The following is a 15,085-nucleotide window of genomic DNA, read 5'->3' on the forward strand; positions in this document are numbered from 1 at the left end:
ATGAGGTGCGATCTGTTCTCTGCGGTTAGAACTTGCTTCCGTTTTGCGCCGACTGGCGCACGCGCTCGATGGCGGCGACAATGAGATCGCATTCGTCGTCGGTCATGTCGTTGTAGACAGGAAGCGCGATGACGCTGTAAGCGATCCGCTCCGTCACGGCCAACTTCACGTCTTTCTGCGCGCTGTAGGCCGTCATGTGGTGGCAGGGTGGGCTGTAATATTTGCGAACGAAAACGTTGTGCGTCTCGAGCGCCGATGCCAGCGCTTCGCGATCGAGACCGAATTGTCCGGCATCGACCACGACCGGCAGGTAGAGCCAATTGGTTTCGACGCCTGCGGGCTCTTGCCCGACGAGCAGGCCGGGAATGCGCGACAGGCCGGTCCGCATGCGATCGACGGCCCGACGGCGCGTCGCGACGGCCTGCTCGAACGTCTTGAGTTGCTCGAGGCCGATGAGGGCCGATATTTCCAGCATTTTTCCGTTCAGGCCCGGCTCGTGACAGTCGGCGCCGTCGACCTGCCCGAAATTGCGCATCGCCTTCACCCGCGCGAGCAATTCGGCGTCGTGGCTGCAGACGCAGCCGCCTTCCATCGTGGCGAAGGCCTTGGTGGCGTGGAAGCTGAACATCTGCGCGTCCGCGCAGCCCCCGATAAGTTGTCCATCGACGCGCGTGCCGAATGACGGCGCGCTGTCGACGAGGAATTTCAGCTTGTGTCGCTCGGCGATGCGCGCAAGCGAAGCGTAGTCGCTGGCGACGCCGTAAGCGTCGACGGCAAGGATGGCGACCGTGCGATCCGTGATCCTGCGTTCCACGTCCGCGGGGTCGAGGCGCATGGTCATGTCGTCGACAATGTCGGCAAACACAGGTTCGGCGCCGACCCATGTGATGGCATGTGGCGTGGCGCTGAAGGTGAACGACGGCACAATGACTTCGCCGCCGGTGATTCCCGCCGCGCGCAGCATGGCCATCATGCCGATCTGGCCGTTGCAGAACACGAGCGTGGGGACGCCGAGATATTCGCTCAAGCGCCTCTCGAATTCGACGACCCAGCGCGAATTGTTGGTAACCTGGCCAGTCTCGAGCGCAGTTTCGAACGCGGTCAGGAACTGCTCTGTTCTCGGAAACCTCGGGCGCACGATATGCAGCGGACGCTCGGCCCGGGGCGTCGGAACTTCAGGCGGGAGCCCGTCACTCATCTCGAGTCCTGATAAAATCCATGACGGGTGATCGATACAGGCCGAAACTTGCGTGGAGCATTCCTGTGCAACGGGGGGCCGCGATTGACACGCGTTTTGGACTAGCGGGGATGACGGCGAATCATATTTGAGTGGCCTTCACCGGTGTCCATTCGCCAATGGTGCTTTTCGCACATGAAGAACTTCGTCGTTAATCTCGATCGTTGCCCGGAAAAATATCAACGCTTCCTGGAGAGGAACGCGGGCTGCGGAATTGCTTTCGAGCGCTTCTCGGCGGTCAACGGCCTGGAGCTCACCGATGAGGACGTCATGGCGATGGGGCTTGTTGCGCCGGGCTCGAAGTTCACGAGGGGAGCCGTTGGCGGTGCGGCGTCGCTATGGCGGATCCTGAACTGGATCGCCGGGCAGAATGAGCCCGCTCTTGTGTTCGAGGACGATTGCACGATCCGTCACGACGTCATCGCGCGTTTGCAGGAGCTGCTTCCGTCGCTCGAAAACTGGGATTTCCTGGTCCTTGGCTACAATACGGATTCCGTACTCGATATCGAGATCGCCCTCGGCATGAAGTCGATGATGACGTTCAGGCCCCGACATCCGGACGACCGGAGCGAAACCGCTTTCCAACTTGCTACTTCCCCTGTTGCCGCGTTCCGGCTCAACACCTGCTTTGGTCCGGCCGGGAACCTGATATCTCCCGCAGGCGCGAAGCGGCTCCTGGAGCTTTGTTTCCCGATGGATAACCGGCCGGTGCAGATCGAGGCGCTCGGCAATCGCGCGCTGGCGACGCACGGGCTGGATGGAATGGGCAACAGCATCTATCGTTTTATGCGGGCGTATGCCTGCTTCGCACCGCTCGTGGTGCCGCGCAATGACAATTCGACGTCGACGACCTTCACGCACGATGCGCGTGCCTGGGGCTGAGCACGTAAGAGCAGGGCGTCGCACACGATGAAACTCGCTATCATGCAGCCGTATTTTCTTCCCTATATCGGCTACTTCCAGCTCATCAGCGCAGTCGATCTCTTCATCGTCTACGACAACATCAAATACGTCAAAAAGGGCTGGATCAACCGCAACCGGATGCTGGTCAACGGCAAGGACGCCCTGTTCTCATTGCCGTTGAAGAAGGATTCCGATGCCCTGGACGTTCGCGACCGGGAGCTGGCGGCCGATTTCGATCGTGCAAAGCTGCTCAACCAGTGGCGGGGCGCCTATCGCACCGCGCCCTTCTTCAAGCAGACCTTTCCGCTTCTGGAAGAGATCGTGGGCTTTCAAGATCCCAATCTCTTTCGCTATCTCTTCAATTCACTGCAGCTGATCTGCGCACATCTCGGCCTGAAAACTCCCCTGAAAATCTCCTCGCAGGTGCCGATCGACCACTCGCTCAAATTCCAGGACAAGGTGCTCGCATTGTGCGAAGCCGAGGGCGCGAAGACGTATATCAACGCGATCGGTGGCCTGGAGCTCTACGATTCCAGGGCTTTCAGTGCCCGCGGAATGGAATTCAGGGCACTGCGGGCAAGACCGTTTCCTTATGAGCAGTTCGGTGAGCCTCACGTGCCGTATCTGTCGATCGTCGATTTGCTGATGTTCAATTCGGTTCCGAAATTGAGCGAGGTTATCGCCGAAAACTACGATCTGGTTCGACAGGACGTGTAGGCCGCAAACCGCCTCCGTCCGGAAACGGCTTGGCACCAAATCGGCCGCTATTCGAACACGACGTAACTCTGCTGCGGCGAGATCGTGCTGCGGCAGATGCGATAGCCCTGGGTGCCCCAGGCCTCGCGCAACGCCAGGGTTTCGCCCGGGTTCTCGGCGAGCACCAGCTCGTCAAATCCGACGATGCTGTTCTTCGCCAGATAGGGGCGAATGAGCTCGAGGCATCGCTTCGTCGGTTCGTAGAGGTCGAGGTCGAAATAGGCCAGCGAGATGATCGTCTCGGGGTGCTTCTGCAGATACACGGGAAGAGTTTCGGTCACGTCGCCCTTGACCAGCTCGAATTTGCGCAGATGGCTGCGCGGCGCGAGCTTCTCCTGCGCCGAAAGGATGTCTGCCAGCACGTCTTCGTAGTTGGGCGTGACGCTGAGTCCGCCGACCTTCAGCCCGTCGAAATCGCCGTCCTGAGGTGCGACTGACGGGAAGCCCTCGAACGTATCGAAGCCGACCACCTTGCGGCTCATGTTGTAGGGTTCGTAGATGTGACGCATCGTCGTGAACAGTGCCATGTTCTGGCCCCATCGCACCCCGAACTCCATGATGACGCCGTGCGTGTGCAGGGTCTTCGAATAGAGGTCATGCATGAAGAGAATGCGTGCGAGCGATGGACGGTTCAGGAACAGGCCGAGATTCGCGTGGAATTCGCGTGGAGGCATCGGCGAGGTCTTCATCAGTTCTTGCAGCCGGCCGTAGGCGGCCACTTCGTCCTGGGCGGCAAAGGTAAAATTCTGTGCGTCCTGCGGATCGTTCGATGTCATGATTTATGCTCACAAGGCCGATTGACGTTGGTTTTCAGGGTGATTGGGGAGGAAGACAACGTTTAAAGATTGCGCTCAATCCGCGAGCCGTCTCAGATTTCTGGCGCCAGTCTTCAGTCCGCCATAGTAGTAATCGTGGAAGCCCGCCGCTTCCATCAGGTCGAAGACCGTCTGCATATTGTACTCGACCCGATGCAGTTCGAAGGTCTCGCCGTCGAAGGTTGCAAAGGCGGCCCGCGGATCGCCGTCGCGCGGCTGCCCGACGGAACCAGGATTGCAGTAGGTCTTTTCGCCGAAGCGGTGGATGCTTTGCACGTGGGTATGGCCGCTCACGAAATGGGTGCCGGAGAGCCGCGCGAAATAGTCTTCGTTGGGATTGGTGAGGTACTCGTCGATCGGGTCGCCCCAGCCGGCGTGAACGATCTGAACAGTCCCGATCCGCATGTGCAGGCGAAAATTCCTCAGCCAGTTCGCGTTCTCGGACGTAATCACCTTCCGCTGATAGACCAGGCACTCGTTCACGCTCCTGGATCGGGTGCAGAAACCGCCGAAGCCAAGGTACCAGTCGTGGTTGCCGATAACGCTCGGGATACCGCGCCGTTTCAACTCGTCGCAGCATTCGTTGACCTGGGAGTAATAACCGACCACGTCGCCCACGCAGACAATCTCGGTGACGCGCATGCGGTCGATCTCGGTGAGAACCGCTTTCAGCGCCTCGTAATTTCCGTGGATGTCAGAGATGAGCGCTATTGTCATGGAAGATGAAATCCTCGGTATAGCGGACGGCTCTGCCGCGCTTGATGTCCGGTTGCGCCGGCAGGCGCTTCTCGACGGCCATGTCGACCGCCATGAGCGCTTCGTTGTAGCCGAAGGCGGCGCGGATCGACGTCGATGACGAAATCCGCGGATTGATCTCGAGCAACCTCAAACCGGCATCGGTCTTGCGAAACTGAAAATTGGTCGGCCCAATCGGCGCAAACGCCCTGCACAGATCGTGGACCGCTTCCGAGAATTCGGCCTGATCGACGACCTCGGCCTTTTCCGTAAATCCCTCCCTGGAGAGCTTTCGCCGGAGCGCCATGGAGGCCGAGTAGCCGCCTTTGCCGTCGCAGAACGCGGACACCGTGAATTCCTCGTCATCGCGTCCGACAACGGGTTGGGCCATCAAGGTCGCCCTCGTCGCGGGAGCAATCCTGGCAAGCTGCTCCGCCGTCGCGACCAGAGCGATGCCCTTGGAGCCAAAGCCGCGGCGCGGCTTCACCAGGAACGGAAGGCCGCAATTTGCCTTGAGGACATCGAAGTCGATGTCCAGATAGCTCGGGATTGCATAGGTCGGCATCAGGTCCTGCTGCCGCTCATAGAATGCCCATTTGTCGGAGCACAGGGAAATCAGCTCGCGCGAATTGAGGACGACCTTCGTTCCGGTTGCTTCGATCTCGGCGACATGATCCGCCCATTTGTACATGTCCGCATCGATGCCGGGGAATGCCACGTCGACCTGATGCTTGCGCAGCAGCGCGAGAAGCTGGTCGAGGTAGTCAGGTGCATCGGTCCTGGGTACGACTTCAAAGACGTCGCAAAACCCCGGTGCGACCGAGTCGGTGTAGATCGAGGTGCCGACGAGTGTCATCGGTCGCTTCGACATAATGAGGGAGCGCAGTATTCCGTAGCCGACGATTCCGGCGGCGCCGGACACCAGGATTGTCGTCACGATGTTTGCCTGCGATGAAGAGCTTCCATGGGGACCGGCATTGAATCTGCGGGCGCACTATTGTGACTTGATCAGATCGCGGATCGATACCTTCGTCAGAGACGCGAGATCGTCCCTCAAGACGAACGCTCCGAGCGCCGCTGCGACCGTTTCGGCGGAAAGCAGCTGTCCACTCTTCTTGAAGGTGAGGAATTGCGCGACTTCATCGAAATTGGCCGGATCAGTGTCGCGGATCCGCGCCTGCATGTCGGTGTCGACGATGCCTGGTTCGAAGATGACGGACTTCACGCGATCATCATTCGCAAAGTCCCGCGCGAGCGCCGTCGAGAAGCATTCGAGGCCGGCTTTCGCTGCGGAATAGGTCGCCCAGCTTCCCTTGGGCCGGCTGGCCGCGCCGCTGGAGATATTGGCGACGATTCTGAGCCCGTCGAAATCGGATGAGCGTTTCAGAAAGGCCGATGTCAAAGCAATCGGTGCCACCAGATTGATTGCAATATTCCTGGCAACAGACGCCGCGTCCAGGTCGACGACGTGCTTGATCGGATCGACGATACCCGCATTGTTGATCAGGGTGATGCGATCGTAGCGCTTGACCGGAAACGTTCGAAAGATGTCCTGAAACACCGGCTCCTTGGACTCTGCGCTCGACAGATCACAATTGAAGGAACGGAGTTTCGCGTCACAAAAGGTGCCCGATCGTGAAATGTCGGCAACGTCGTCGCCACTTTCAGCAAGGAAGTTGACCAGTGATCGACCGAGACCGCGAGATCCGCCCGTGACAATGTGTAGGTTCATGCCGTGGCTTTCAGCTTTCCGCGCGCTCACGGATCGACCGGAGTGAGTTGGGCGAGCATCGCAACGGATAGTTCCGGATATTCGATTCCGAGCTCGCACAAGGCCTGAATGATGTCGCTGTCCAGATTCAACGACAAGATCTGGCGGGTCGCGAACGGCTTGAGGTAAATGCCCTCCATCCTCTCGATCTTGTAGCCGGCATCGCCGGCCAATTCGGTGAGAGAAGCGGCGGTAAAATATCGTTGGTGCCCGAGAATCCGGTCGTGCTCGGAGAGGGCCTGAATATCAGGGAGCATTCCCGCAAGATTCCCCAGCCTCCGGTTCATTACTTCGGCATTCGGGACCGCCACGAAAAGCTTGCCCGTGGGTGCGAGAAATTTCCTGAAGCGGTTCAGGATCAGAAGCGGGTCGTCGACATGCTCGAGGACGAACCCCATGACGATGAGATCGAATCGTTCATCAGTGTCGTACTCCTCGAAATAGGTCTCGATGAGCTCGCTCTTGTTGCCCGGATATCTCAGCTTGAAGTTTTCGATGACCGCGCGAGATCCCTCGAGGACGACGTGACGGCCAGGTCCGCCCGAGAAAATCTCGGTCGCAAAGCCGTGGCCTAGTCCGAGATCCAGAACGGCGCGCGGAGCCCTCACGACGCGCGCGATGCGTTTCGGATACCAGGTCAGCACGATTTCGTTGTCGAAATCGTAGATGTTCTCGCCTTGATAGGCGGCGACATGGACGTCCAGTTGATTGTTCGTGGCCAAATGACCGTCCTCTCCGCCGAAGGCCAGACCCAAAGATCGGATCGAGCGCACCGATCGCTGTTCGCTGCCATATCAGCGGCCCCTTTGATTCGCCACGCGGCACCGCTGCAGGGCGAATGCGGTGTCAAGCTTCGTGCAAGCTACGGGCGGGATAGTCGCGTGGCGGCGAGCCTTCCGAAGACTCGGAAGGCGGGTTGCTGCCTGCTGTCCCATGATCTGGAAGGTATCCGATGAATTACCACGACGGCTCTCTCGCAAGAGCAAACGAGATATCGACAGAGCCGTCGTCGCTGACGCGGGATGAATATTACCAGATCTGCCTGCGGCACCTGAAGACAGGCGAGCTCGCGCAGGCCGAAGCGCGCTGTCGGGAGGGACTGGCCGCGGACGCAACCCATGCCGGCCTGCTTCATCTCATGGCCGGTGTGTCGCTGCTCAACGGCAACTACGATGCCGCCATCCAGTGGGCCGGCCGCGCGCTCACGAACGAGATGAAGGCGACTTACCTGGCGACGTTCGGGACGGCCCTGCAAGGCAAGGGGCTGCAGGAAGAGGCGCTGGAAGCGTTTCAGCGCGCGGTGGATCTCGATCCCGTCGATCCCTCGATCTGGGACAATTATGGCCACGCCCTGAGCCGGGCGGGGCACGGCAACCAGGCGAACCTCTGCTTCGTGATCGCGCGGGCCTATCAGAAAATGCCGTTCCTTAGCGACTGCCGCTCTGCACCTCGCGACGGCTGGAATGCGCTGACCGCGCAATTCAATCCTCACCTTCGTAGCGCAGCTCAAGAGGCGAAGGCCCGCGATCCCATTCACTGCTTCTGGTCGGACGCGCTGCCGAGCGCGATGTCGCATCTCGCACTTCGGTCGATGATCCGCCAGGGCCATCCGGTCACGCTGTACACCTATGATGACGTGGCGACGATGCAGGCGCTGGTACCAGCAGGGGTCGTGGTGACGGATGCTGAAAGCGTCGTACCGCGATCGACCTACCACCAGGCTATGATCCACAGCGAGATCCGCTACTTCAGCGACATCTTCCGCTACGCCGTCCTGCACGAATTCGGCGGATGGTGGCTCGATACGGACATCGTCCTCGTCAAGCCGCTGGATTTCGCATCGGAGCACGTGTTTTCAACGCAATGGTCCGGTGTCGAGAACGGTCATGTCTGCGTCGGCGGGGCGATGCGCGCGCCCAAGGGATCGCCGCACATGGCCAATCTGCATGCCCTTGCGCTCCAACGCTTCTCCCTTGACCGGCGCGTCGAATACGGCGCGGTCGGGCCGCTGCTGCTCAGCGAATATCTGCTGCTGTCGAACGACGAGGAACTGCAATCCTGCGTTCTGCCGCCGACGGCCTTCAACGCGATCGACTGGCACGAGGTGGATCTGTTCGCCACCGAAAGCCGGGCCGGCTTCGATCTGTTGAGCGATCCCCGGGTCGCCGGTGTGCATCTGTGGGAAAAGATCTGGGCCGAGCGGGGGCTGCGTCTCGATGCGGTCTCCGAGCACAGCGTTGCGGGTCATCTGAAGAAGCTGGTTCTCGAACCGAGCTGATCCGTCGCCTCACTCGATCATCTCGGCCCTGGCTGCGGCCTGGCCTGACTGGTCCTGGTCGCGCCAGAACCAGACGGTCACGACGCCGGAGCGGCCGCGGACCTGCGTGAGCAGGGGCCCCGTCAGGATTCCGTCGGGGGCGCCGTGGAAATCGGCGGCGTCCAGCAGCGTATCGGTCAGCGCAAGCCGCGCACTGTTCTGGGCGGCAACCTCCATCAGGCGGCTCGCGACGTTGACGGTATCGCCTGTCGCCGTGATGTGCTGATGGCTTTCGCCGAGGCGCGAGGCGACGATCGGGCCGTAATGCGTGCCGATCTTGAAGCCGAGCTTGCCGCGGACCGCGGATGGCAGCGACGCGATCCAGCGATCGACGCTGCGATACAGATCGATCGAACATTTCAGCGCGCGTGCCGCATCATCCGGCATCGCGCGGGGCAGGCCGAACAGGATCATCGCGCCGTCGCCGAGAAATCCCGTGATCAGGCCGCCGCAATCGACCGCCGCCTTGTCGATCGCTGCGTGAAACGCCCTCAGGAGATCCTGGAGTTCGTCCGGGTCGATCCCTTCGCTCAGCGCCGTGAAGCCGGAGAGATCGATGAAGACCACGGCCGCATCCTGCCGGACCGGACTGGACAGGAAGTTCGGATCGCGCGCGAGCCACTCCTGCACCGCGGGCGCCTGGAATTGCGCGAGCGACCGGCTCTTGTCGGCGAAATATTGCGTGCGGCGGCCTCCCGCCCACAGCTGCACGCCGGCAAACACCGCAACCGGCGGCACAGCAGCGGCGAGCGTGGTTGCAGCATTCAGCCAGATTCCGTGCGTGAACGCGAACAGATTGAGTCCGCCCCAGGCCATCATCACCGCGGCGGCCGCGATGATGCCGAGCGCACTGCGCCGCCAGGCGAGCAGGCCGACCAGCAGCATCGGCAGCAGGATCGCGGTCAGCGCATCGGCGATGCGAACCTTGCGGTCGCGCACGATGCCATCGCCGGCGACGAGATGCGTGATTGCGGTTGAGACCACCTCGACGCCGGGCATCAGGGAATCGAACGGCGTCGGATAGAAGTCGCCGCCGCCCGCGACTGCGGCGCCGATCACCACGATGCGGTTCTCGATCGCCGCGCGATTGAGCGTGCCGTCGAAGATGCTCTGCGCGCTGACGGTGCGGATGGTCCGGCGCGGACCGTAATAGGTGATCGGCAGCGCGAAGTCGGTATCGGTCGGCACCGCGCGGTCGCCGAGCATGAGATGGTCGGGCGTGATCGTCAGCGGCTTGTCGAGCGCACGCGTTGCGACGCGCAAGGGGAACGACAGCTCAACCTTGTCGCGGGTCCGGAACAGCATCGGCACCGCGAGCGGCGAGCCCGATTGCCCCGTCGCGACGTTGACAACGCCGACCTCGGCGTGTTCGGCGAAAGCGGGCAGCGGCAGCAGAAAACGCTCGGCCTGCGGCAGGCCGGCGAGGGGGCCCTGGCTGCTGCGTTCCACGGTCTCGCTGCCGGACGGAAAGATCGCCGCGGCGGCCAGCACCATGGGACCGGTGGCGAGCGTATTGGCGAGCGTGGCGTCGCCGATCGCGGCGCTGCGGTCGACCAGCAGCAAGTCGATCGCGACCACCTTCGGCTTGAACTGCACGATGGTGTCGACGACACGGGCAAGATCGGCGCGCGGCAGCGGATAGCTGCCGCCGCGTTTGACGACTGTGTCGTCAATCGCGACGATGGTGACGAGATCGGGCGGGGTCTGCACGCCGCGCACCTGCGTCCGCAGATCGGTCAGCGTCGCCTCGAGCCGATCGAGAAAGCTCAGACGCCCGTTGGCGCGCGCGGTATAGATGCCCGCGCCCCACAGTGCGGTGAGAACAAGGGCCAGCAGAATCTGAACGCGTCTCGTCATGACGTACTGCAATCTTCTTGTCGCCCGGGCCTTGCTGCGCGGGCCTTAATTGATTGTCCAGGCCGTGTTGGCCAAACCTTATTGGCCATGTCTTATCGACCGAGCCTTATCGACCGAGCCTTATCGACTGAGGCGCTGCTGACCCAGCCTCATTGGCCAAGCCTCGCCATCAGCGCATCGACGCGCGCCTGGCCCCAGGTCTTGACGGTCAGCGGACCGGTTGCCTCGACATCGACGCCTTCGCCGCGGCCCAGAACGACCCCGCGTCCACGAGTCCTGCGGGTCACGCCGACACGGCCGTCGGCGACGAAGACGGCGGTCTTGGCATCGCTGACATCGACGGCCCATTTGGTGCCGCGCACCGCGGCGATCGCCTGCGGCGTCAGCACCTTGAAGGGATTGCCGCCGGGTTTCTTGGGCACCTCGACCAGCAGCGCTTTGCTGCTCAACTCCACGGAGTCTATATGTCCGTCGCGGTTGGCGTCCTTAAGTTCAAATCTGGCGCCGTTTTCGGCAACGATGGTGATGCCGTTGTCGCAGCGCCAGAGTTGCGTGCCCGCGGCCGATGGCGATGCCGTGCAGCCCGCGTTGGCCGCAGGCTGTGCGCTTGCAGTCCCGATCAACAGAAACGACCACGCCAGAGCGAAAAACCCGGCGCGCCAAAAACCTCTCATGCCAGCCTCCATTTGCGTGCTCGGCACAGTTAAAGGCAATGTTGATACGGTACCGTATCACACGCAGAGGCTGCTGAAAAGTGCCGCTGTCGGAGCTATTTCCTCACTGCGGTCTTTTCCAGTCGGACGCGATCAACTTTCAGTCAGGCGGCCGCTCACTTTCTCCCTCTCTCCGCGAGCCGGGAGAGGTAAGGCGTCGAGCGCGCCAGCCTCGCGCAACGCTTCCCCGGTATCGTCCGGGTATTGGCGACCACGAAAAGGACTCGGTTGGTGCGTTTAGAGGAGTGGCCGGAAGGCGCCCGCTGACCACGTCTATCCAGCCGAGAATTATGGTTAACAGACGCGTCTAAGTCCGTAGTTCTGCGGGTTTTTTCTCAGAATGAGACAGCGTTAACGAGTTGCCCTAGATCCGCCAGAACTTAATCCGCATTTAACTAAAAGTCGCCTTAATGACGCTCCGACCCTCTGCGAAATGCTGGTTCCGGAACGTGACCAGCGGCACTTCGAAGGGGGACTGAGTGACACCGTCCTGGACGCAAGGCGAATGAGTACGAGTATCGCTGCGCAGAGTAACGCGGCACGTAAGTCCAAAAATCCTGGCAAGAATTCACATCGGAAGCCTTCCCGGAAAATGACCACCCAAAACGTGCTTGGCGCGGCCGTGGTCGGCTGTGTCCTGCTTGCCGGCTGGACCATCTACAACAACATCTTCGCCGCCAGCGCCTTCCCGACCGTCGGCAGCGCCGGCTATGACGAGCCCGTGATCAAGCGCGCGCCGAAGGTTGCGCTGCGCGAGGCGGGCGAGGCGATCCGGGACACCTTTGCGCTGCTGCCCGACCGCTTGCAGGTCGCAGCCCCGATCTCCCGCGAGATGTTCAACGAGCGCTTTGCCGCGGCGGCCACGCAGGGTGTTGAGTCGAATGCGGCGAGCGCCGCGCCGGCACCCCAGGTTGCTGCCGTGGCCCCGAAGCAGAACGTGATCGCGAAGGTCGCCGAAGCCTTGAAGCCCGCGGCTCCGGCCAAGATTGCTGAAAAGGCTGCCGACAAGGCCAAGCGCGCCCCGGATGCGCAGATGCAGCTGGCTTCGGCCGACCCGGCCGCGATCGTGCCGGCGCCCGAGGCGAAGCCGAAGTCGTTTGCCGACCGCGCCAAGGCCGCGGTGATGTCGATCACCGGTCCGCGTCAGTCGATGGTCGAAAAGCTCTGGGGCAAGCGTGAGCCCTCCGGCGGCCTGCTCGCCTATGCTTCCGCCGATGCCAGTGTGACCTCGGCGATCGCGCCGAAGGAGCAGAACCCGATGTTCGGCGGCGCGCCGCCCTATGAGCGCGACACTGCCGTCTACGACATCACCGCCAAGACGGTTTACCTGCCCGATGGCACCAAGCTCGAGGCGCATTCCGGCCTCGGCTCCAATCTCGACGATCCGCGTTCGCAGCGCACCCGCATGCGCGGCGTGACGCCGCCGCACATCTACACACTGAAGCCGCGCGAGGCGCTGTTCCACGGCGTGCCGGCGCTGCGCCTCACCCCGATCGGCGGCGAGAGCGCGATCTACGGCCGCGATGGTCTGCTCGCCCACACCTTCATGCTCGGGCCGAACGGCGATTCCAACGGCTGCGTGTCGTTCAGGGATTACTACGCATTCCTCGACGCCTACCGCAACAAGGGCATCCGCAAGCTCGCGGTGCTGGCGCGGGTCGAGTGATCTGAAGCTCGTTCAAGACAATGCAAAGGGCCGCTCGCAGCGGCCCTTTCTTTTTGTGCTCGCTTCAGCCCGGCCAGCACTGTCCGCCGCCATCGATCCGCAGCACCTGGCCTGAGACGAAGGCGCCCGTGGGGCCTGCGAAGAACTCGACGACGCGCGCGACCTCGTCGACGGTCGCGATGCGGTCGAGCGTCCCGGTCTCGACCATCCGCTTCGCATCTACCGCGCGCGTGCCGAGGAAGCGGCCGGTGCGCGTATCGCCCGGCGCGATGCAGTTGACGGCGATGTCGTATTCGCGGAGCTGGTCGGCGAGGCATCGCGTGTAGTGCGTGACGCCGGCTTTCGACACCGCATAGATCGAGCCCTGGGTGCGTCCCTTGAACGCGGCGACCGAGCCGAGCGTGACGATGCGTCCGCGCCGCCGCTCCATCATGCCCTTCGCGACCGCCTGGCAGGTCAGGATCGTCGAGAGCAGATTGCGCTCCAGCACCGCGCGCACGTCGGCTTCCTTGATATGGACCGCATCGTTCGGATCGGGCTTGCCGCCTGCGGCCGCGATGTCTCCGCCGGCATTGTGCACGAGGATGTCGATCGGGCCAAGCGAGCTTTCCGTCTCCGCGATCACGCGCGCGATGTCCTCGCCCCTGGTGAGGTCGCCGAGCACGCGCCGGGTGCGGACACCGAATTGCCGGCCGATCTCGGCGGCGACAGCGGTGAGAGTGGTGCCCTCGCCATATTCCGCCGGCCCGTTCTCGCGCATGCCGTGGATGGCGACATCTGCGCCGAGTGCGGCGAGCTTCTCCGCGAAGGCGCGGCCGAGCCCGCGGCCTGCGCCGGTCACCAGCGCCACCTGGCCTGTCAGAATCTTCGTCCCGTCATGCGATGTCATGATCTTGGTCCCGTTGTGAAACGTCAGTCGGTCGCAAGATCTAGCCTAATCGCCGCTGCTTGTACCAGCGACCTGTCACGCCGGGCTGGTCGCCATCGTCCTTCGCAATGCCATTTCGGTGGCAACTGCGTCGCGCACCATCGGCCGCGCCTGCATGCGTTGGAGATAGGCCGCCAGCGAGGGCCATTGCGCGATGTCGACGCCCGCGGCACCGAGCAGCAGCAAGGCCCAGGTGAGATGCGCATCCGCAACGGTGAAGCTGTCCCCGACGAGGAATTTGCGGTCCGCCAGATGCGCTGCAGGGACCGACAGCGTTCGGCCGATCCGCGCGCGCGGCTTGGCGAGCGATGCGTCGTCCTTGTACCAGAAGGTCGGGAACAGGAACGCCTTGTGGATCTCGGAGCCGACAAAGCTCAGCCATTCCTGCAGGCGGTAGCGATCGGGATCGCCCGGCCGCGGCGCGAGGCCGGCGTCCGGTTTCAGATCGGCGATATATTGCAGCACCGCCGCGCTCTCCGTCAGCCGCTCGCCGTTCTCCAGCACCAGGACCGGCACCGCAGCTTTCGGCGAAATCTGGTGAAAGTCGCTGTCGTCGTCCACCACCTGCTTGGTCCGCAGATGCACCAGATGGTAGCGCGCGTCGAGCCCTGCTTCCATCAGTGCGATGCGGCTCGCAAGCGAGCAGGCCATCGGCGAAAAATAGAGCTGCAGCATCGCACCTCTCCGTTACTTGAGCGCATCCCCGCGCGCGATGATGGCGAAACGGTCGGACAGCTCGGCGAGTGCAACCTCGTGGATGGTCCGCGCATCCAGCGTGCCGCCGCGCCCGTCGGGAAGGTCGCGCGTGGCACAGGCATCGGCGTCAACAGTGGTGCGAAAGCCGAGATCGAGCGCGGCCCGCGCGGTGGAAGAGACGCACATATGCGTCATGAAGCCGGCCAGCACGATGTTCTTGCGGTCGGTCGCGTCAAGCCGCGCCTTGAGGTCGGTGCCGGCAAACGCATTCGGCAACTCCTTCTCGATCACGAGCTCGCCGGCACGGGGCTCGAGCTCCGTGACGATGGCACCGCGCTCAGTGCTGCGATCGAACAGGCTGCCGGCCTTGCCGCGATGGGCGATATGGATGATCGCAGCGCCGCTCTCGCGGGCCCGCGCCAGCAGCACGGCCGCCCGCGCGATCGCGGGGCGGGCGTCGGGCAGGGCGAGGGGACCTGCGAGATATTCGTTCTGGATGTCGATCAGCACCAGTGCGGCCTCGCCAAGACGCGGCGGGTTGAGATCGGCACCGGCGAGCTGCAGCAGGGTCTTGGCGGTCGTCATGGTCCTGGGATTCTCCGGGGCAAAAGGCATGACGAACATAGCGCCGCGAACGCCTGCCGATATGCAGGGATGTTGCAGCGGGTGGCTGCAAGATTGCAGGCAGCGT

General features: G+C 62.6%; 15 protein-coding genes. 4 read left to right on the forward strand and 11 right to left on the reverse strand.

What is annotated here, in order from left to right; all coding sequences use genetic code 11:
• Positions 1-25 precede the first annotated feature (25 nt).
• Complete coding sequence (locus tag HYH08_RS35010; protein ID WP_220014369.1) at positions 26-1,198, reverse strand: DegT/DnrJ/EryC1/StrS family aminotransferase; 1,173 nt, start codon at positions 1,196-1,198, stop codon at positions 26-28.
• A 174-nt stretch (positions 1,199-1,372) separates the two neighbouring features.
• On the opposite strand from HYH08_RS35010, the gene HYH08_RS35015 reads away from it, so the two are divergent.
• Together HYH08_RS35015 and HYH08_RS35020 are read left to right on the forward strand one after the other, a co-directional pair.
• Entirely contained in the window at positions 1,373-2,119 is a 747-nt protein-coding gene (locus HYH08_RS35015) for a glycosyltransferase family 25 protein (protein WP_220014370.1), read from the forward strand.
• Positions 2,120-2,146: 27 nt separating this feature from the next.
• Positions 2,147-2,857 (forward strand): WbqC family protein, encoded by a 711-nt coding sequence (locus HYH08_RS35020; protein ID WP_220014371.1) that lies wholly within the window; start codon positions 2,147-2,149, stop codon positions 2,855-2,857.
• Between the two features lie 47 nt (positions 2,858-2,904).
• Here HYH08_RS35020 and HYH08_RS35025 read toward each other — a convergent pair whose 3' ends face one another.
• The 5 genes from HYH08_RS35025 to HYH08_RS35045 all read right to left on the reverse strand — a co-directional run bounded on the left by HYH08_RS35025 (position 2,905) and on the right by HYH08_RS35045 (position 6,972).
• Positions 2,905-3,672, reverse strand: a complete 768-nt coding sequence (locus HYH08_RS35025; RefSeq protein ID WP_220014372.1) for a class I SAM-dependent methyltransferase — start codon at positions 3,670-3,672, stop codon at positions 2,905-2,907.
• A gap of 75 nt (positions 3,673-3,747) precedes the next feature.
• Positions 3,748-4,428: a metallophosphoesterase family protein gene (locus HYH08_RS35030; protein WP_220014373.1), complete on the reverse strand. Its 681-nt coding sequence runs from the start codon at positions 4,426-4,428 to the stop codon at positions 3,748-3,750.
• A complete protein-coding gene (locus HYH08_RS35035; RefSeq protein ID WP_220014374.1) occupies positions 4,406-5,383 on the reverse strand; it encodes an ATP-grasp domain-containing protein in 978 nt (325 codons plus the stop codon). The genes HYH08_RS35030 and HYH08_RS35035 overlap by 23 nt, the downstream gene beginning before the upstream one ends.
• 57 nt (positions 5,384-5,440) lie before the next feature.
• A complete protein-coding gene (locus tag HYH08_RS35040) occupies positions 5,441-6,277 on the reverse strand; it encodes an SDR family NAD(P)-dependent oxidoreductase (protein ID WP_220014375.1) in 837 nt (278 codons plus the stop codon).
• Positions 6,205-6,972, reverse strand: a complete 768-nt coding sequence (locus HYH08_RS35045; RefSeq protein ID WP_220014376.1) for a class I SAM-dependent methyltransferase — start codon at positions 6,970-6,972, stop codon at positions 6,205-6,207. Before HYH08_RS35045 ends, HYH08_RS35040 begins: the two co-directional genes overlap by 73 nt.
• Positions 6,973-7,169: 197 nt before the next feature.
• On the opposite strand from HYH08_RS35045, the gene HYH08_RS35050 reads away from it, so the two are divergent.
• Positions 7,170-8,495, forward strand: a complete 1,326-nt coding sequence (locus HYH08_RS35050) for a glycosyltransferase (protein ID WP_220014377.1) — start codon at positions 7,170-7,172, stop codon at positions 8,493-8,495.
• Between the two features lie 9 nt (positions 8,496-8,504).
• Here HYH08_RS35050 and HYH08_RS35055 read toward each other — a convergent pair whose 3' ends face one another.
• A complete protein-coding gene (locus tag HYH08_RS35055; RefSeq protein ID WP_220014378.1) occupies positions 8,505-10,391 on the reverse strand; it encodes a CHASE2 domain-containing protein in 1,887 nt (628 codons plus the stop codon).
• Positions 10,392-10,540: 149 nt separating this feature from the next.
• The gene (locus HYH08_RS35060; RefSeq protein WP_220014379.1) at positions 10,541-11,065 is read right to left on the reverse strand and encodes a FecR domain-containing protein; all 525 of its coding nucleotides are present in this window, start codon (positions 11,063-11,065) and stop codon (positions 10,541-10,543) included.
• A gap of 631 nt (positions 11,066-11,696) precedes the next feature.
• Between HYH08_RS35060 and HYH08_RS35065 the strand changes: the two genes are divergently transcribed.
• Complete coding sequence (locus HYH08_RS35065) at positions 11,697-12,770, forward strand: DUF2778 domain-containing protein (RefSeq protein WP_220014380.1); 1,074 nt, start codon at positions 11,697-11,699, stop codon at positions 12,768-12,770.
• A gap of 64 nt (positions 12,771-12,834) precedes the next feature.
• Here HYH08_RS35065 and HYH08_RS35070 read toward each other — a convergent pair whose 3' ends face one another.
• The 3 genes from HYH08_RS35070 to HYH08_RS35080 form a co-directional block, all read right to left on the reverse strand.
• Entirely contained in the window at positions 12,835-13,659 is an 825-nt protein-coding gene (locus tag HYH08_RS35070) for an SDR family NAD(P)-dependent oxidoreductase (protein ID WP_220014381.1), read from the reverse strand.
• Between the two features lie 75 nt (positions 13,660-13,734).
• Positions 13,735-14,373, reverse strand: a complete 639-nt coding sequence (locus HYH08_RS35075) for a glutathione binding-like protein (protein WP_220014382.1) — start codon at positions 14,371-14,373, stop codon at positions 13,735-13,737.
• A gap of 12 nt (positions 14,374-14,385) precedes the next feature.
• Positions 14,386-14,979 carry a cysteine hydrolase family protein gene (locus HYH08_RS35080; protein WP_220014383.1) on the reverse strand — a complete coding sequence of 198 codons (594 nt, stop codon included), beginning with the start codon at positions 14,977-14,979 and terminating at the stop codon, positions 14,386-14,388.
• Between the last annotated feature and the right edge of the window lie 106 nt (positions 14,980-15,085).

The sequence above is a fragment of the Bradyrhizobium sp. BR 10289 genome, assembly GCF_019455385.1.
Lineage (GTDB): Bacteria > Pseudomonadota > Alphaproteobacteria > Rhizobiales > Xanthobacteraceae > Bradyrhizobium.